The sequence below is a fragment of the Maribacter polysaccharolyticus genome (assembly GCF_028882255.1).
GTDB classification, from domain to species: domain Bacteria; phylum Bacteroidota; class Bacteroidia; order Flavobacteriales; family Flavobacteriaceae; genus Maribacter_A; species Maribacter_A polysaccharolyticus.
In genome coordinates, this window is record NZ_JARBUY010000003.1 from 516,020 (window position 1) to 533,854 (window position 17,835).

Genomic DNA, 17,835 nt, shown 5'->3' on the forward strand with positions numbered 1-17,835 from the left:
TTAAGGAGTTTGAGTAAATTGTTCCGTTTCTTTTATGATTCCGTTGGCTTGGTCCCAAATGATAAAATGCCCGGCTTGGTCCAAGAGTTTGCTTTGTATTCTTGGATGGTCTTTGTGTAGGTCTGCCATCATTTGTTCCAAGGTGAGGGTGGGATGCAGTATCCTATTGGGGATCAAGGCATCGTTTTTTCCGAAAAGTACCAGGGTGGGCACTTGTATCCTTTCCAACTGGGAATATACCGGTGCGGAAAGCATGTCTTGTACACAACCAACAATGGTGGCACAGTACGCGGCATAGGCGTCCTTGTCTTGTTTGATCTTCAATCGGTCTTCGTACATGAACAGGGCCTCCTTGGGAAGTTGTCCCCCATAAAAGTTGATGTTGAAGTTGTGTCGGATCTGTGCATCGGTCAGGTTCAAATACAAGGCTTCGGTCGTCACGGTACGCAACCATTGGCGGTCTTCCTCGGTAAACCGTTCTATCCCTGCCGGGGCCAGCAAAACCATTTCCTTTAACCAGTCCGGGTTCTCCAGGGCTGCGGTCATCGCGATTTGTCCCCCCATACTATGTCCCATCAATACCACATCATCCAGATCCAATGCCCTGACGAAGGCATCGAGCACCTTGGCATAGGCTGCCATGGTCGTTTTTTGGTTGCCCTTGGGGGTATCCCCAAAACCGGGAAGGTCTAAGGCATAGGCTTCAACCCCTTTGGGGAGGGCGCCCATTAGTTTGGTGTAGGCTTTGGCATAGCTGCCCAATCCGTGGATCAATACCCATTTGGTATTTCCGTGCCCCGCCTGTAGGTAGTGCATTTCGAGGCCTTCTTCCGGAAGCGCTATTTTTTTCGAAGTTATTTCCTGTCCCATTCCTGTTAGGGTAAAAGCTATGGCGGCCAACATAAGGAACGTTTTTTGCCATGATTTGATTCTATTTTTCCTATGGTCTTGCATATGCATGTACATTTTTGTTCATGGGGTTTATGACGTAAATGGTGAGTCCCGTAACGGTTGATGCGATCAAGGCCAAGGCGGATGCGATGGCTGGGTTTTTTATCGTCATGCCTTCCATATAAGGGGTAAGTTCCAAATAGTAGACCCCAAAATGGGTAAGGATGGCCACCAAGGAAGCGGCAATGGGGATCCACTTGTTCCGTGTTTTGGTAAAGATCCCAAAAAACACGGGAACAAAGGCGGCAGAGAAGAAGGCATACACCCCGTTCTGGGCAAATATGCCCACACTCAGACTCGGGTTCACCAATTGATCGTAAGATAGGACGATGGCCAGTATGCCCACAATAACGGTTACGCCTTTGTTTATTTTCATGGGGGCTGTTTTTAGATGGGCCATTTCACCAATGGGGACGATAAAATCGTTGGTTATGGTCGTCGGTATCGATTGGATCAGTCCTTCCAAGGTGGATAAACCGGCAGCCAATAATCCCAAGATCACTACAATGCCCACATACACCGGAAAGCGGTGGAGCACATAGGCCGATACAATGCCGTCCATCTTCAATGGGGCACCGTTGAACATCAGGTCGGGAAAACTCAATCGGGCATAGAAGCCTACCAATACCACCGAAAAGAAAAGGACCAAGACCACAACGGTATAGAGGAGGAACCGGTTTACTTGGTCGTCTTTTTTGATCAATAGCGATTTGGTCAGAATGTGGGGCTGGCAGACGATGGCAATGCCGACCAAGGTATTGCAGACCACGACTTCAAAGAAATCGCGGAATAACGGACTTTGTTCATTGAAGGTCGCGGTCAGGGAGGTGTCTATTTGATCCAACTGGAACAGAAACCCTTCACCGCCCGATTTAAAGAGGATATCACTGCCCGAACCCAAAAGTAAAACCGCCACGATGATCATCAGGATAGCCTGCACCGAGTTGGTATAGACCATGGTATTGGCCCCTCCGATCATCATATATGTGAACACCACCACGACGATCAAGATCAAAATGGTAAGTTCATTGGCATCCAGGGCCTTGGAAACCACCTTGGTCATGCCGACACATATAAGTACGATAAAGGTGATCAAGAGCATGCTTAAAAAGCCGAAAAGGATCTTTAAAGGCCGGGAATCGTAACGTTTGCCTACCCAATCGGCTATGGAGATGGACTTAACATCCATGCCGTACTTGCGAAACCGCTTTATGAATATGATAAGTGCCGCATAAATGGCAAAGGGCATGACCACCCCAAATGCAATAAAGGCACTTAACCCATACAGGGCGATAAATCCCGGATTTATTATGAACGTCGCCGCACTCGTAATGGATGCGGCCAATGACAGGGCAACGGACAAAGGGGAGAAAGAGCGGTTGCCCACGGCATAAACTTCGAGGCTGTCGGTTGAAACCCTTGACTTATATACCATGTAAAACAGGATGGACATGAATCCAATAAGTACGATCAGAGTGGTTACTTGGTACGAATCTGTCATAATATATAAATGATGATATTAACGTATGATAAATGGATATTCAACAATACGAATAATAAAATAATGGGAATATCACATTTAAAGATTATTTTATTTTTTGAATTAACATCATGTACTATTAAAAAATTACCTATGGACTTTTTTGCGATTTTCTGCGGATTAGGAGGTAAAAATTGGGTTTATGGCGATTTTTATGGCTAAATTTGAGAATACGGCTTTAAAAATGGGTCAATAAAAATAATTAGTCAATATCTTAATAAAAATCATAAAAAGCTAATAAACAATAATATAAGAACATTAAAACAAAAAAGTCAATGTTATAAAAATCAATTCCGGTATCATTTTGGTTGCCATTATGGGTTAGTTTTATCTTAAAACAAAAACATGGAACGATTAAAAAATAAGGTAGCGATCATTACCGGTGGCGCCAGGGGGATTGGAAAAGCCACTGTGGAAAAATTCTTGGATGAAGGGGCCACGGTTGTTTGTTGGGATATAGACGATAAGGCGGCCGTTGAACTGCTCAAAGGGAACAAGGGCAGGCCCTTGCATTTTCAAAAGGTGGATACCGTGGATCGGCAATCGATCGCGGATGCCATTTCGGAACTCATGGCTACCCATAAGCGTATTGATGTGCTTATCAATAATGCGGGCATCACCCGCGATGCCACCTTGAAAAAGATGACGCCCGAACAGTGGCAGTTGGTTTTGGACGTAAACCTTACCGGGGTCTTTAATTGTACTCAGGCCATTGCCGAGCATATGGTCTTGGCAGGAAGCGGTAAAATCGTAAATGCCGCATCCATCGTAGGTCTCTACGGAAATTTTGGGCAGAGCAATTACGTGGCGACCAAGTCGGGGGTTATCGGAATGAGCAAGGTTTGGGCACGGGAACTGGGTAGAAAGGGCATTTGTGTAAATGCCGTTGCCCCGGGTTTTATCGCTACCGAGATGGTGGGTACCATACCCGAAAAAGTAATCAAGAACCTGGAAGAGCGCACCCCTTTGGGAAGAATGGGGAGTCCGGAAGATATTGCAAATGCCTATTTGTTTTTGGCTTCGGACGAATCGAACTTTGTAAATGGCACGGTCCTGAGTGTCGATGGCGGATTGGTGATCTGATCGCCTTTCGGGATTCGTGGGCGGTATGAAAAGAATGGGAAGATAACGATGAAATTAAAAAAATTCCAAACCTATGTAGCCACATTGCTGCCCCACGAGGTCATGCTCCTAAATCGTGTAAAACAGTTTCAAGACGATGATAGGAACCATATTTTCAATACGCTCTACCATAATGTTCGCCACGGGGTGCCGTTAAAGGATTACGACCCTACCATCGATAAGCGCAAGTATTCGCATTTGATGAACTGGATGCAGACGAAGTTGGATGGTTTTTGTACCGATGGGTATTATGAGAGGCTCAATTACTTCGATATCCGAATTAAGACCGATACCATCTCCTCCGATGAGGAAAAAGAACTTCTGCAGCTGATCAAACACTATGAGCCGCACCATTTCCATTTTTTACGGTTTTATGAAGTCGTAAAGAACTATCTGATGTTCTTGTTGGTACGGGTAAGGCTCAACGACTATGAGCTCATCCATAAATTCATCCATGATTACCATGATGATTATGCCCGGTCTAAAGAGGTGAGCAACCGCATGACCCAGGCTACCGTCGATATCGTTACCGATTATCACAATTTGATGGTTTCCCAGAATTCCGTCAAATGGATATCGTGGCTTACCCGGCTTTGGGCCGATACCGGCCTAGATGGGTATAATCGCTATCAAACGCTTATTTTATTGAGCTATGTGGCCCTGCTCAAAAACGATTCGTTAGAGGAAGTGCTGGGGTATTACCAAGACCTGGAGGCCCAATTGAAAGACGGCACCTACTATTCCAAAAAGTTACTGCTCAATTATTACGGCAACAAGCAGCTTATTTTAATGAAGTTGCATCAGTATGATCTGGCGCTCTATTATGGCAAGTTGTCGGTGAGCGAACAAGGCAACGATTACATCATGTACCTCAACAATTATTGTTTCAACCTATTGAAATTGGGAAGGCCCAAAGAGGCCCTGAGCCTTTTGATAGCGGCACGCCCTTTTGTTAGGCAAATGTCCAATAAGTACTACAGGACCTTGTTCATTTCATCGTTGATGAAGTGTTACAACGACAATGGCCAGTATCAAAGTGCGCGACAATATGCCGAGAATAGGCTGGCCATGTACGGGAAGGACATTTTGGAACACAACTGGAATAAATTTTTCAGGACCTATATTGAGACCCTTGTCCACCTTGGGGAGTACGCAAAGGCAAAAAAAGCCATCAAGAAGTACAATCTCCTGGACCGGGAGGCACAGTTTCTGAAGAATTACGTCTCTTTTCCGTATTTCAAATGGTTTTTGGCCTTGGCCAACCATAAAGAGGGGAATATTACCGAAGCTAAATTCTGGAACGGTATTCGAAAAGAGATCGATAGGATGCGTACCACCTACCAGGTGGAGCCATCGGAAAGGGTGATGCACCTCTTGGAAGCGTCGCTCAATAGGTCCAAATAATCCGAGGTTTTAGGGGTGTTATCTTCCCAAACCCTTAGTCCATGCCATTCGGGCCGAAGGCCATATCCACTTATGTTAAAGCGAAAACAAAATAGGGCGACCCAACTTCAAAAATGGAAATGGATCGCCCCTGTCAAAATAAAAAATAGACCGTCTATTCGTTCGTAATGATTATTTTCAGGGCTTTTTCCTTGGCCCCGTTCAAAAATACCCCATAGGCATGTTCCAGTTCGCTGAGCTTAAAATGGTGGGTGATCATTTTTTTCAATGGTAGTTTACCCGTGCTGGCTGCCTTTAAAAGCATGGGGGTGGTATTGGTATTCACCAATCCGGTGGTAATGGTAAGGTTCTTGATCCAAAGTTTTTCGATTTCAAAGTCCACCTTTTGACCGTGTACCCCCACATTGGCCAAATGGCCTCCCGGCTTCACGATTTTTTGGCAGATGTTCCAAGTGGCCGGGTATCCTACGGCCTCTATGGCCACATCTACCCCTTCTTCCCCTACGATCTCTTTGATGGCCGTTTCCACATTGTGCTCCCCGGAATTGATGGTATGGGTCGCACCCAGTTCGAGCGCCATTTTAAGACGGTTATCGTCCAAATCGATCATGATGATCTTGGAAGGGGAATAAAACTGTGCGGTCAAGAGGGCGGACATGCCCACAGGTCCGGCACCTACGATGGCAATTTCATCCCCGGGCTTTACCTGGCCATATTGCACCCCGATCTCATGTCCGGTCGGCAAGATATCGCTCAATAAGACGGCCACTTCATCATCAATGGTGTCCGGGATCCTATGCAAGCTATTATCGGCATGTGGTATACGTACATATTCCGCTTGTACCCCATCGATCATATACCCTAGGATCCAACCACCGTCCTTACAATGGGCATACATCTGTTTTTTACAGTATTCACAAGACCCGCAAGAGGTAATGCACGATATGATGACTTTGTCACCGACCTTGAATTGGGAAACGCTGCTCCCCACTTCCTCGATGATACCCACCCCTTCATGGCCGAGGATCCTTCCGCTCTCGATCTCGGGATTTTTTCCCTTGTAGATCCCCAGGTCGGTACCGCAAATGGTCGTTTTTACGACTTTAACGATGACATCGGTAGGTTTTAGGATTTTGGGCTTTGGCCTTTCTTCTAAGGCGATATGGTGTTCGCCATGGTATACTAACGCTTTCATATAAATAGTATTTAATTTGTTCCAATACTAAAGGTCAGTGCCGTTGATTCCAATCGTTTTGGTCGTGGTCATGGAGTACTCGGAAAACCCGAAAGAAAAAGGATTCCCGATTTAGACCAAGAAGGTAATGCTATGACAAGGGATTTAAAGTAACCTTGGTTACAGAAATAAGGATTGATTACGGATTTTGTATCCGATGGCCCATAATGATGATAAAATCATATTAAATTAACCTGTAAGCAATATCCAAAGGTTACTTTTAGACCGTTTTATGTTTCAATTAATTTAGTTGGTTTACAAGGGGAGCCGGTGTCCTATGTCACCGGTTTTTCATTGTAAAATGGGTAGGGGGTCCTATTCGGTATTACAAACGGTACAGTTGGGTTCCCCTTTTAAACGGCCCTTTTCATCGAGTTCGAATTTACAGCACTCTTTGAAGTTTTTCTTTAGGATATCCTTGGCCCGCCGTATCCTTATTTTTACGTTTTCCAGACTTATGCCCAGGGTTTGTGCAGCTTCCTTTTGTTTTTGGCCTTTGATATAAACAAGGGTTATGACCTCTTTGTAGGGGTGGGGCAACCCGTTGATGAACCTGTCGAAACAACAGGGGTCCGCATCTTGTTGCGGGGTGGTTTCTTCATTGTCCCATAGGGGCACATAGCGGGACGCCTTGGCCAGATGGTCCGCTATTTCGTTCCGGGCGATCTGATAGGCCCAAGCCTTGGCTTTATCCTCTTTTTTTAATTGGGGGAGGTGTTTGTGTATTTTCAAAAAGGTATTCTGGAAAATATCGTTGGCAGCGTTTTTGTCCTTTACGCTTTTAAGGATGAAAAAATACAATTCTCCCTGTAAATTATCCCATAAATCTTGAGTTTCCATAGGTAAAAATAACAAAAGGTCGGCTTTTTGGGCCAACCTTTATGGGGTTTAACAACAATCACATTTATCACATTCGCATGGGTCACAAGGACAGTTGTTTGTTGAACAATTGCCGCAATTGCATTTGGTGCAATCACAGTCGGTGCATGTACATGTATTCATGGGTGTATGATTTTATGGTTCATTAGGTAGACCCATAAATGGCCAAAAGGATACGGAAAAACCCCATTTTTTTTACTTCGCCCAAGAAATAAAGCCGGCACTTGTGACGGCCTGTTTTTCTGGGGCACCAAAGGGCTAGGGGTAAGGAGTTGCTCCCGCTAGGGGGGTATTGGAACCTCAAAATGGAAAATATAGGGAGCGGCGACCAGATCGGGGCACCGATCCGCTTAAAGGTTGGCCGTACGCCCACCATCGCCAATGCAGTTAATACATGACCCAAAAAAAAACCACCTTTAGACAAGGTGGTTTTTAAACGCCGTACCCCAATTGGTATCGGGGCATAAAGCATGCGCTATTTTTCGAAGCACTACATAGCGGCTTTATAAAGCGCTATGGTGTCTTCCAAGGTCACTGCTCTTGGGTTTCCTCCCGTACATACATCGGCAAGTGCATTTTTGGCCATTGCTTCAAAATCTTTTTCCTTGACACCCAGTTCCCTTAAACCGGAAGGGATGCCTACTGATTTTGATAGGGCCTTTATGGCTTCAATGGCAGCATTGGCCCCCTGGGTATCACTCATTTCAAGCACACCGATGCCCATGGCCCGCGCCACTTTCTTTAATTTATGCGCACAGGCAGGTATATTGAACTGCTCCACATGCGGTAATAAAATCGCATTTGCCACACCATGGGGCATATCGTACATGCCTCCCAATTGATGGGCCATGGAGTGCACATATCCCAATCCGGCATTGGAAAAGGCCTGCCCCGCTATAAATTGCCCCCACGCCATCTTACTTCTGGCTTCCAGGTCATTACCATCTACAACGGCTTTTTCCAAGCTTTGGGAAATCAATTTTATGGCTTCAAGGGCTAAGGCATCCGACCACCCGAAAGCCCCTTTGGTCACATAGGTTTCTATGGCGTGCGTTAAGGCGTCCATTCCCGTGGCGGCCGTTAATGCAGCTGGTTTTCCCATCATTAATTCAGGGTCGTTAACAGCGATCGATACCAAACAGTTTTTGTCTACCATTACCATTTTTATTTGGCGCTTCTGATCGGTAATGACATAATTGATCGTTACTTCGCTTGCCGTACCTGCCGTGGTATTAATGGCAATAATGGGTAACGATGGGTGTTTTGATAGGTGTATGCCCTCGTAATCTTCTATATTACCGCCGTTCGTGGCAAGAATACCGATTGCTTTACCGCAATCTTGGGGAGAACCACCACCGAGTGTTAAAATAAAGTCGCAGGCGTTGTCTTGCAATAACTTTAGACCATCATTGACATTTTTAACGGTTGGGTTCGGATTGACATCGTCAAAAATGACCACTTCAATATTGGAAGCCGCGATAACGTCCAACACTTTTTGGGCAACTCCTATTTGTACCAATATTTTGTCCGTAACAAAAAGGGCTTTTTTATAAGGGAGTGTTTTTAACTCTTCTCCTAGGTCGTTCAGTGCCCCTGGTCCTATTAAGCTAAGTGGGGGTAAATAAATCCTTCGATTCTGCAACATCTTGTTTGGTTTTTGTTTACAATGGATATTTAATTCAAAAATGAACGCGAAGAACACGATTATCCCATCGTTTTTTCATGATTTTTATCATGATACCTTCATTTTTATTTAATGTAAATAAGATCGGGGACCGTGTATCGCAATCGGCAAAAGGGAATCTTTTGATGCCTTTTGTAGGGGTGGGGGCAATGGGATGGGATCGCCTACAACCTGAAGAAGTATCAGGAATTCATCGGAAAACGAGCGAAAAGTGCCTTTCAATACTAGTTCGGTACTTCCATAAAGCATTGGAAATTGGTGGTTCACTTCCGGGCTGATAAGAAAAAAGCGCCAAATCCCATTTCAGTCCTTTGCTGGTACGGTCACGGTTCGTTAGGTTGATGCCGCTACTCCATAACGGTCGCAATATACCTGCGACAGTTGTGGGCAGGAGCAGGAAATTCGCACCAGCAAGGAAGACCTCAAACTATTGTTTTTTGATTTCTTTGAGCATGAGCTTCATGAGTTCGTTGGCTCCCGTTACGGCTTTCTCTTTTAGAAATTCCCTAGGGGTATTGTCCCCCACTTCAAAGACCAAGGCCTCCGCCCCGTGTTCCACAAAGAAATAATTTCGTGAGACCGTGGTGGGGTTTAATTTATCATTAGGACTTATGTTAGGGTCGTACCCATCGATATTCTCTTTCAATTTATCCAACCAGTTGGATACCAGATTTGGCATATTCCCCTTTAATTTTGGATCTACCGTATAATAAATATCGTCCCAGGTGGAGTGGAAATCGATGCCAAAGTAGAATTTGCCATGGTTTTTTTTGACCAAACTTTCCATAAACCCTTTTACGGCACGTGTTTCCGGCTGATTGAAATTGGCCCAATCCCGATTCAGGTCAATGCCCCCTGCATTATGCCTCCAAAAACCGTTGTCAACCCCATCCGGGTTCATTAACGGAACCACATAGGTGGCGAATTTCTTCCTGAATCTTCTGGCCAGTTTGGAATCTGATGAAATGGTCTCCACAAATGCTTTCATGGCCAGATAGCCGGTTACCTCAGGGGGGTGCTGGCGCGAAATGATCATGATCATGTTTTTGGAGTCGGTGTTGCCCACACTGATCATGTTCAGGTTTCTGCCTTCCGTACTCTTACCAATGGTGCTTTTGGTAATATATTTTCTTTGCGTTAAACTGTCCATCCAGCTATTGACGAGGGGTGAATTCTGTAACTCCTGTCCGGCAACCCATAACGTATCGGGGCCCACTTCCAATGTCAACTTTACTTTTAGAGGTAAGGAACCACTACCAAATGCCTTATCGCCTTTTTCATAGGCCTTGTAGCGACTGGAGTCCAATGCAGACCAATGAATGCCGTCCTTGCTCAGTTTAGGGTAATACCTGTGTTTTATGGATTGCTGGTAGGTTAAAAACAAATCGATGGTCTCTTTTTTCTTCGCCCAAACTTTAAAAGCGTACCACGGACTAATATTTATAGGGGTGTTTTCTGAAGTGATCAGTGCTGTATAGGTGCTATCGTTGTTTTGGGTGATCCCGTTCAACCTTGCCCCTTCAAATTCATTGGAAAAGGTTACGTTATGGTCGGGGAAGTTGAATTTCCCCTTCCATTGTTTTTGTACCGGTTTGGAATCGGTCGCAATGATTTTTATCGGAGGTTGGCCTTGGTATTTTTGCTCCTGCCCATGCATAATGGACAAACCGGACAGGAAAAATAAGCATAGGGTTTTCTTCATGGCTTGGAGTATATTTTTATTCGGATTTCCCCATGGGATCAAGTAAGACCCTTGGTTGGGGTTGGCATTTCCGCTATTGAATGGATGTACGATCATGGGAACTCTGGTTAGGCATTGAATTTATTTCATTGCTGATGCTACGAAACCTAAATAATCATTGATGGTCGAAGCGAATGCCTTTGCGAATTTTTTTCGGTTTTCTTCCGAATCCCGAATCCCCGTGAAATTCGCTTCGATCTGCAATCCAAATACTTGGGGGCTGTCATAGGAAGTATAACGTCTCGTGTTATAACCTCCGGTAAAATAGGCTTCATCCTCTTGGGGGTAGGGGTCCCCTAAGCTGGGTACGGCCGGGTATCCGTTGGCTTCGAATAGGGTGCCCAAGGCGTTTTCCCCGATCAGCAGTTCTTTTAAGGTTTGGTCCTTGGTGAGTTTCAATAGATTGCGGAGCGATGATTTGGCATCCAATTCAGGGTCAATCCCGTTATTGTTCCTGTTTTTTTCTAAATCGGGTTTACGTAACAGATAGCCCAATTCCAATCTTTTTACCTTATGGCTTTGCCCATGAAGATCGATGTATAGGGCATAACCATATTTTTCCACCGCTTCGGAAATTGCTTCTTCAATATATTTATGGTATTGGTCCCAGGTATCGTTCATTACGGCATTACCACAAGTGGCTTCTTCCCTATCGCGATTCAGATCGATCTTGGTCCTCGCTATTTGTGAGACGATTAAAAACGGTTTTTTGCCCTGTTGTTCCAGTGCATCGCTGATGTCGTACGCCAATAATCCCGTATTGTTATCGGCAACCCTGGCACCACAGGTACGGTCGGGGATTTCGGTAGGTTTTATACTGCCGCCATGGGGAACACTGATGACCAGGGGCATATTCCCTTGGGTCGCTTCTAGCCAAGCTTCATCTACTAATGCCGGTATCCCCTGGCTATCGGATTGGTCTTTCTTCTCGGCGATTCTCTTCGTACTACCACACTGCACTTGTAAAAGAGCGGTGAGCGCAAGTAAAAATAGAGCTCCATTTTTAGTGTTGAATCGTTTTGCAATGGTCTTTAAAAGCGGCACTTTTATAAAGGATACCTGGTTTTTTTTCATGAGGGGGATTTAAGTGATTTATGCTCGTTTGTGGCCCGTTACAGGCCATATCCTGTAAAAATAAACCTTTTCCTTAGCCTTCCGAATCCAAGGGGTATTTCTTTGAAATGATTGCTTCTCCTTGAATATTTCAGTCCTTTTTTTTGGTTTTATGTAATTTTTACAGGTCTTGATTACAGATTATCGAATGGTCCATATGACCAACGATGGTATCAAGATCGCCCTAGGGCGTAGATGACCTATATTGGTGTCCTTGAGGTGTTGTCAGAGAAGGTACATTTTGCGTTTTGGTGGTGGAAATTATCTTAAGGGTTGCATAGGGTGCAGTCGGGTTCCCCTGTCAATCAGTGGTTCCATCCATTTCGTACGTGCCGTATGCTTTGAACCTATTTTGCATCAAGTGGACATGTGCGCGCATAAGTGGGGGGTTCTTGTAAACCCCAAAGAAAGAATAGGAATGTTCAACCATCATTATTAGTTATAGTTCTAGGTGGGTAGTACTTTTGTGGTCGAAAAAAATTAATTATGATCAGACAAATGTTCTTGATACTCGTATGTCTTGCCCTGGGTGAGATCGTCGTTTATTTTACGGGTATTAAGATCCCCTCGAGCATCATAGGCATGCTGTTGTTGACGGCAGGCCTTCATTTTAAAATCATCAAACTTAAATGGATCCAAGGTATTGCCGATTTTCTTTTGGACAATATGGTGTTCTTCTTTATTCCACCGGGCATCGCCGTTATGTGTTATTTGGATTTGATATCCAAAGAATGGATGCCCATACTGGCATCGGTTATCGGAAGCACGGTCTTGGTATTGATCAGCACGAGTTTCACGCATCAGGTATTGCGGAAAACAAGATCCAAGAAACCAAATACCGATAAAAAATGAAACTGATTTCAGAACCTTATATCCTATTGACCCTCACTATAGGGATCTATTGGTCAACAAAGTATCTTCAAAACAAAACCAACTCGGTTTTTTTGAATCCCATATTAATAACCATAATCGCGGTAATAGCCATTTTAAAAGCTGCGGGGATCTCCTATGATACCTATCATGAAGCCGGTAAGTATATCGAGTTTTTTCTAAAGCCCTCTATTGTGGCCTTGGGAGTGCCCCTATACCTTCAATTGAGTAAAATAAAGAAACAGGTCGTACCTATTGTTATTTCGCAATTGGTGGGGGCCATAGTAGGGATCATTTCGGGCGTGCTTATCGCCAAATGGTTGGGGGCTTCCGATGCGGTCATCATTTCGATAGCACCCAAATCGGTAACAACGCCCCTGGCCATAGATATTTCGACTTCCATAGGGGGTATACCGTCCCTTACGGCCTCAATGGTCGTAATGGTAGGGATCTTTGGGTCTGTAGCGGGTTTTAAGATCCTGCACCTCTTTAAAGTAAAGAACCCCATGTCTAAAAGTCTATCTATGGGTACCGCAAGCCATGGTCTTGGAACCGCCCAGGCTATGGCCATAAGTCAACGTTTCGGGGCGTATTCAAGTATGGGACTTATTTTAAACGGATTGTTCACGGCCCTATGTACCCCTATTATTTTGGCCATGCTTGGGTTAATATAATAAGGGGTAAGTGATGTCGTTTTTATGCCCGACGGGTAAAGCCTGTTTTTCGGTAGGGAAAAAATCCCCTACCGGACAACGCCATGTTAGGCCATGTTAGTTGATTTGAATCGTGGAATTCATATTTCTGAGGATACTCACCACACTCTTGACCGCTAAAAAACTTGTTTTGGGGTTCGCCGGACTAGGTTTGTTCTCGGTACGTGTATAAATTTTCCCGAAATCACCTTCACAGGTTATCTCATGCATATTGCTACTGGCGTTGGGATCGGCTACGATTTCAATTTTCAGATCTTCACATTTGGAGGCAAAATAGATACTTGCGGCTACGTTGATGTTTTTAGGGAATAAATTTACGGCCTCATTTACGTCGCCTTCCCAAATCGTCTGGGTGGTTGTGATCGATGCTAGATCGATCGCTGAACCGTCGAAAAACGGTGCCCCTTCCAAACTATTGGGGTGCTTGGTGGTCTTTAGTTTAATTGAAGTGATTTCATCATTCACCGCTTTTATCGCATCAAGCCCTGCAATCGCACCTACCGGAATGATGATCTCACAGTTTTGCAACTTTTTCAAACTCACTTGATTTTGGTACAGCCCGCCCGTACTTATGATGATCAATTTCATGCCCTTACGGTCTATTTCGTCAAATTGCAATAGCTGGGTTACCACATCCTTATTGGCGCATTCAATAATCATGTCCACATCATTGATCAGCTCCGAAGTAATTTCTTTCCTGAATCGTATGGATTGATTTTTGAAATCGATATCCTCTTCATTTAACTCTTTTGCATCCACTACATATCTTAATTCGAAGAAAGGATCGTTCATGATCCATTTCCCAAGATATTTACCAATATTTCCAAAACCTATTATCGCTATTCTCACTGGGTTGATTTTATAATTTGATTAAAAAATTTTGGCCAAATTTATGACAATAAGTTTTAATTGTAGGAGGGAATGTGTAAAGAGCTGAAAATGAAGGGGTAGTGTCGGGTCCTTTTTTCGATTGTACGGTACGGGGCAGGTTTGTGCCAGCGGGGTTTACGACTTCTAAAGGAGCAAAAAAGGTTGGATCTAAGGGTTTATAGGTTACGGGCACGAGCAGGATGCTCGCGCCAGCGGGGGGTACGATTCATTTGTATTCAGATCGGAAGATTCTAATCTGATTTTTTAATTCCATCATAAATAGACATTATAACAACTGCTAAGATAGTTGTAACTATTTCCTCTGTCCAGTCAATTTGTCCGTGGACAAAATAATTATATAAAGCATATACAGCTATGATTACGAGTCCAAGTTTTAGATTGTAAAGACTAAATAATTTTTTCATTTTAGTTTTTTCGAAATGTGTGGTAACGGTCCCTGTATGGAGCGTGGTCCCTTTTCCGATCAACAACGAGTAGGGGCCATGATCTATACAGATTGTTGTAGGTAGTAATTTATTGCTTTTTTTTTAAATTACGGGGTCAGTCCCATTGGTTTCGTTTCGTCCGTCACACTTTGATCCGTCCCCGCGAATGAATTTTAGCGCCAAGACCGCTAAGGTTGCGTTCGTGGGGAAACATGGGTGGCGATGGACCTGTCGTAGTATTTCACCAAGGGCCGTTATCTTGGGAAACTTGACTTTCTTATTTTTTTCCCATACCTTGACATAGCGTTGATGTACGTTCCCAACGTTCTGATAGCCAGCTCTCAACGATGAAATCGATCAACGCTTGCCGGAAAGTGGTACCTTTCCCGCCCATGGACCATAGATTTAGTTTTTAACTTATAATATACAGCTTCTTCTTTCTCTGTTTTTGAATTTTCGTTTCTTTTTCAATACGCTCAATTCGGTCTTGCTTTTCAGATAAAGCTATTTCTTCAGCTTCTTTTTTCTTACGAATTGGCATTAACAGACAGTCAATAAAAGGGTTAAAAATATTAGGATAATATTTTTATGCATCATTTACTTATTTTTACGGTATGTCCAAGGTTCAATTATATTTTTGTCCCTCCACATACCTCTTTCATTATTTCTGGCCTCTACTTCAAGTTTATTATAAGATAAATCTGAAGAGTACTTTTTGAAATGCATTCCAAAACCATTTTCAACTATGGCCTTATTTAAATTTTTACCATCTTCATTGTAAACAACTGCTATTAATCTGCCCCATCTGTCTTTTTTACCTTGGGATACTATACGAGCATTTTGTTTGAAAATAAAATTCGATGTGAATTGTTTTGCCTTATTCCCAAAAGGTTGTTTTTTCTCAGGGCAGTCAATATGTTCAAGTCTTATAACTATTGGTACTTGATTATAAATAACTTCTATAGTATCACCGTCCTTTATCCCAATAACATTTGCTATAAAATTAAAAGGGTAGGTGTCTTGTTTAATTTGTCTTTCCTTCTTACACCCTAACACCGTTAGCAGGAGGATAAAGGCAATTAATTTATTACCCATTCTTAATAAATTTGTCAATTCTTGTTTTGGTGTATTGCGGTAAGTCAGAGTTGTACAATTCATAGTAATTTACGTTCATCTCTCTAAACCATTTTTTCAAATATGATTTAATGATGTCCTCATCGTCTTTATTTTGAGGAGTAGGACTTATTTCCAGAACCAATACATCTAAATTGTCTAAATTATCTCGGGTAGATATGTACCCATAATCACCTTCTTCAAATTTTTCTTTCCAATTACTTGAACGGAAACCATTTTTTTTGATGTCAATTGGTAATAAGTACATACTTCTATTGCCATCTTTGTCTTTTGAGCTGGCATGATAAAGATATCCATCGGTTAGTACGACTAAAATATTTCGATAGTCTTTATCGTCAGATATAGCATAATCGGCAACATCATTTTTGAAAAAACGCCAAATATCACTTCCGGGATAGTTTTTAGTTTCAATAGTTTTAGCATATATCCGTTCAAGATTCGTTCTAAAGGTAGATGATACATTATCAAAAATTTTCTTCTTCTCTTTCGTGTTTTTCACATTTGAAAGGTCAATGGAAAGTTCCGAAGCTATTTTATTTATTTCGTCGTCGTCTGGTCTTGGACTAAATATCACTTTAATCTTACCGTTGGCCATAAAAGCGCCTTTTTGCTCCATGTCTATTTTGAAAATTTCCGTAAAATAATTTACAATCTCAATATCTCTTTCGAAATGTTCTGGTTTTATGGGATATTTTGTTGGCTCAATTCTATCAGAAAGATCTAATAGAATTGTAATGTTTAGTTGCTTATCAGAGGTAATGTTTCCTGCAGTAAGAACAGCAGGTTCATTCTGAGATGTTTTCGCTTTTTTATTGTTGGAACAACTTAAAAGTGCTAGTGCTAACGAACATAGGAATAATAGGTTTTTCATACGGTAGTTAAGTTATGTGTTTCTAAAGTCATGATGTTAACTTCAATAAATTCATTTGCCTTTGCATTTGCTAGGTCAATATCCTCCATGCTTTTTTTGTTGGCAGTCATCCAATGTGTCCAGCCTCCTAAAAATTCGTGAAGAATTTTGTCAAATTCTGCAGTATCAATAATAACTCCGTCAATTTTTGTTTTTAATTTTTTGCATTTAATTTTTAATTCGTTTATTTCAACTTTTAATTGATTGGTGGAATCCTCGAGTTTAGCGAGTTGCTCTTTATAAAGTTTAATTTCTAATTTCCTTGCTTTAATAGCTTGTTTCACTACATTAATCTTGTCATAACTGTCAATTGTGAAGTCAAACACAAAACCCCAAATAAGATAAACGACAAATCCTGCAAAGATTATTAGCCAAAAATTTATTGCTTGAAACGCTAACTCAATTGAATATGGTTCAAATTCTTGAAAACTATTTTCTGCCTTAATGTTATATATCTTTTCTGTTATTTCATAAGCAAGAATTGCGTCAAAAACAAATGTAATTACTATTAACAGTCCTATTTTTAAGAACTTGCCTAAACCTTTCTTTTCTTGAAATTTATGGATTAAAAAACCCAACCCAATAAATACAAATGGCATTGAAATTATTAAAATCAATTCGGTAACACCATCTTGATATGCCTTTGAGATGGCTTGCGGGTCAAAGATTGAATTGGCTACGCCAATTTCGTTTAACGTAAATTCTTTAAAAAATGCTGAAAATGAGGCAGAGCTATAGAAAATGAAAAGATAAATACTTAATGCAATTAGAATAAATAGTCCAATAGTAAAGCTAACTTTACTCATTTTGTCCGGTAAAATGCTATCTGGGTTTTGCTTAATAGATATAATCTCTTTTACTAATCCTTCTATTTTGTTTTTTAAGGCTGGGGATTTTACTTTAATTATATCGATACTTTCTTCTTGTTTGTATTTGATTTCTTCCAAATATGTATCCCTCAAAGTTATTAATGGCTCTTTGAGTTTTCTTTGTTTAATCTCATCATTCCTAACTATTCGTTTATGATCCTCACGAATTCTAGCCAGGCAGGAGAGTAATCCTGAATGTGAGCCGTTCAAATGCCCACCTTTTTTAAAACCCCAATCTTCGTAATTTTCCGTAATAGGTTTTTCTATATGATAACTTTCGTCAACTTCTGTAGCTGAATTCTTTTTATTATTCAAATTTTCTTTGAATAATGTTTTTAGTTTGGATAGTGCCATA

General features: G+C 42.2%; 15 protein-coding genes. 4 read left to right on the forward strand and 11 right to left on the reverse strand.

All coding sequences use genetic code 11. The features are described from left to right. Both PHU20_RS11750 and PHU20_RS11755 read right to left on the reverse strand, forming a co-directional pair. The gene (locus PHU20_RS11750; RefSeq protein ID WP_274825563.1) at nt 1–903 is read right to left on the reverse strand and encodes an alpha/beta fold hydrolase; all 903 of its coding nucleotides are present in this window, start codon (nt 901–903) and stop codon (nt 1–3) included. A 37-nt stretch (nt 904–940) separates the two neighbouring features. Further along, nucleotides 941–2,452, reverse strand: coding sequence for a sodium:solute symporter family transporter (locus PHU20_RS11755; protein ID WP_274825564.1), 1,512 nt, complete (start codon nt 2,450–2,452; stop codon nt 941–943). Nucleotides 2,453–2,836: 384 nt separating this feature from the next. Here PHU20_RS11755 and PHU20_RS11760 point away from each other — a divergent pair, with 384 nt between their 5' ends. Both PHU20_RS11760 and PHU20_RS11765 read left to right on the forward strand, forming a co-directional pair. Next, nucleotides 2,837–3,574 (forward strand): beta-ketoacyl-ACP reductase, encoded by a 738-nt coding sequence (locus PHU20_RS11760; RefSeq protein WP_274825565.1) that lies wholly within the window; start codon nt 2,837–2,839, stop codon nt 3,572–3,574. A 48-nt stretch (nt 3,575–3,622) separates the two neighbouring features. After that, nucleotides 3,623–5,017, forward strand: coding sequence for a hypothetical protein (locus PHU20_RS11765; RefSeq protein WP_274825566.1), 1,395 nt, complete (start codon nt 3,623–3,625; stop codon nt 5,015–5,017). 154 nt (nt 5,018–5,171) lie between these two features. On the opposite strand, the gene PHU20_RS11770 is transcribed toward PHU20_RS11765, so the two are convergent. The 5 genes from PHU20_RS11770 to PHU20_RS11790 form a co-directional block, all read right to left on the reverse strand. Beyond that, a complete protein-coding gene (locus tag PHU20_RS11770) occupies nt 5,172–6,212 on the reverse strand; it encodes a zinc-dependent alcohol dehydrogenase family protein (RefSeq protein WP_274825567.1) in 1,041 nt (346 codons plus the stop codon). A gap of 354 nt (nt 6,213–6,566) precedes the next feature. Further along, nucleotides 6,567–7,091, reverse strand: coding sequence for a sigma-70 family RNA polymerase sigma factor (locus PHU20_RS11775; RefSeq protein WP_274825568.1), 525 nt, complete (start codon nt 7,089–7,091; stop codon nt 6,567–6,569). Nucleotides 7,092–7,620: 529 nt separating this feature from the next. Continuing rightward, nucleotides 7,621–8,775 carry an iron-containing alcohol dehydrogenase gene (locus tag PHU20_RS11780; protein WP_274825569.1) on the reverse strand — a complete coding sequence of 385 codons (1,155 nt, stop codon included), beginning with the start codon at nt 8,773–8,775 and terminating at the stop codon, nt 7,621–7,623. Between the two features lie 466 nt (nt 8,776–9,241). After that, nucleotides 9,242–10,612, reverse strand: a complete 1,371-nt coding sequence (locus tag PHU20_RS11785) for a M14 family metallopeptidase (protein WP_274825570.1) — start codon at nt 10,610–10,612, stop codon at nt 9,242–9,244. Nucleotides 10,613–10,636: 24 nt separating this feature from the next. Next, nucleotides 10,637–11,629 carry an N-formylglutamate amidohydrolase gene (locus tag PHU20_RS11790; RefSeq protein WP_274825571.1) on the reverse strand — a complete coding sequence of 331 codons (993 nt, stop codon included), beginning with the start codon at nt 11,627–11,629 and terminating at the stop codon, nt 10,637–10,639. Nucleotides 11,630–12,154: 525 nt separating this feature from the next. Here PHU20_RS11790 and PHU20_RS11795 point away from each other — a divergent pair. Both PHU20_RS11795 and PHU20_RS11800 read left to right on the forward strand, forming a co-directional pair. Then, the gene (locus tag PHU20_RS11795; protein WP_274825572.1) at nt 12,155–12,520 is read left to right on the forward strand and encodes a CidA/LrgA family protein; all 366 of its coding nucleotides are present in this window, start codon (nt 12,155–12,157) and stop codon (nt 12,518–12,520) included. Next, nucleotides 12,517–13,212 carry an LrgB family protein gene (locus PHU20_RS11800; RefSeq protein ID WP_274825573.1) on the forward strand — a complete coding sequence of 232 codons (696 nt, stop codon included), beginning with the start codon at nt 12,517–12,519 and terminating at the stop codon, nt 13,210–13,212. Before PHU20_RS11795 ends, PHU20_RS11800 begins: the two co-directional genes overlap by 4 nt. Before the next feature lie 96 nt (nt 13,213–13,308). Here the strand turns inward: PHU20_RS11800 and PHU20_RS11805 are convergent, their stop codons facing one another. The 4 genes from PHU20_RS11805 to PHU20_RS11820 all read right to left on the reverse strand — a co-directional run bounded on the left by PHU20_RS11805 (nt 13,309) and on the right by PHU20_RS11820 (nt 17,834). Next, nucleotides 13,309–14,100, reverse strand: coding sequence for an aspartate dehydrogenase domain-containing protein (locus PHU20_RS11805; RefSeq protein ID WP_274825574.1), 792 nt, complete (start codon nt 14,098–14,100; stop codon nt 13,309–13,311). Between the two features lie 1,064 nt (nt 14,101–15,164). Continuing rightward, nucleotides 15,165–15,662: a thermonuclease family protein gene (locus tag PHU20_RS11810; RefSeq protein WP_274825575.1), complete on the reverse strand. Its 498-nt coding sequence runs from the start codon at nt 15,660–15,662 to the stop codon at nt 15,165–15,167. Beyond that, nucleotides 15,655–16,572 carry a hypothetical protein gene (locus tag PHU20_RS11815; protein ID WP_274825576.1) on the reverse strand — a complete coding sequence of 306 codons (918 nt, stop codon included), beginning with the start codon at nt 16,570–16,572 and terminating at the stop codon, nt 15,655–15,657. Before PHU20_RS11815 ends, PHU20_RS11810 begins: the two co-directional genes overlap by 8 nt. Continuing rightward, the gene (locus PHU20_RS11820) at nt 16,569–17,834 is read right to left on the reverse strand and encodes a hypothetical protein (protein ID WP_274825577.1); all 1,266 of its coding nucleotides are present in this window, start codon (nt 17,832–17,834) and stop codon (nt 16,569–16,571) included. The genes PHU20_RS11815 and PHU20_RS11820 overlap by 4 nt, the downstream gene beginning before the upstream one ends. Between the last annotated feature and the right edge of the window lies 1 nt (nt 17,835).

Coding starts and splice junctions, on each gene's coding strand:
- PHU20_RS11750 (WP_274825563.1), bottom strand. CDS start 903: ATGTTGGCCGCCATAGCTTTTACCCTAACAGGAATGGGACAGGAAATA.
- PHU20_RS11755 (WP_274825564.1), bottom strand. CDS start 2,452: ATGACAGATTCGTACCAAGTAACCACTCTGATCGTACTTATTGGATTC.
- PHU20_RS11760 (WP_274825565.1), top strand. CDS start 2,837: ATGGAACGATTAAAAAATAAGGTAGCGATCATTACCGGTGGCGCCAGG.
- PHU20_RS11765 (WP_274825566.1), top strand. CDS start 3,623: ATGAAATTAAAAAAATTCCAAACCTATGTAGCCACATTGCTGCCCCAC.
- PHU20_RS11770 (WP_274825567.1), bottom strand. CDS start 6,212: ATGAAAGCGTTAGTATACCATGGCGAACACCATATCGCCTTAGAAGAA.
- PHU20_RS11775 (WP_274825568.1), bottom strand. CDS start 7,091: ATGGAAACTCAAGATTTATGGGATAATTTACAGGGAGAATTGTATTTT.
- PHU20_RS11780 (WP_274825569.1), bottom strand. CDS start 8,775: ATGTTGCAGAATCGAAGGATTTATTTACCCCCACTTAGCTTAATAGGA.
- PHU20_RS11785 (WP_274825570.1), bottom strand. CDS start 10,612: ATGATCGTACATCCATTCAATAGCGGAAATGCCAACCCCAACCAAGGG.
- PHU20_RS11790 (WP_274825571.1), bottom strand. CDS start 11,629: ATGAAAAAAAACCAGGTATCCTTTATAAAAGTGCCGCTTTTAAAGACC.
- PHU20_RS11795 (WP_274825572.1), top strand. CDS start 12,155: ATGATCAGACAAATGTTCTTGATACTCGTATGTCTTGCCCTGGGTGAG.
- PHU20_RS11800 (WP_274825573.1), top strand. CDS start 12,517: ATGAAACTGATTTCAGAACCTTATATCCTATTGACCCTCACTATAGGG.
- PHU20_RS11810 (WP_274825575.1), bottom strand. CDS start 15,662: ATGGGTAATAAATTAATTGCCTTTATCCTCCTGCTAACGGTGTTAGGG.
- PHU20_RS11815 (WP_274825576.1), bottom strand. CDS start 16,572: ATGAAAAACCTATTATTCCTATGTTCGTTAGCACTAGCACTTTTAAGT.
- PHU20_RS11820 (WP_274825577.1), bottom strand. CDS start 17,834: ATGGCACTATCCAAACTAAAAACATTATTCAAAGAAAATTTGAATAAT.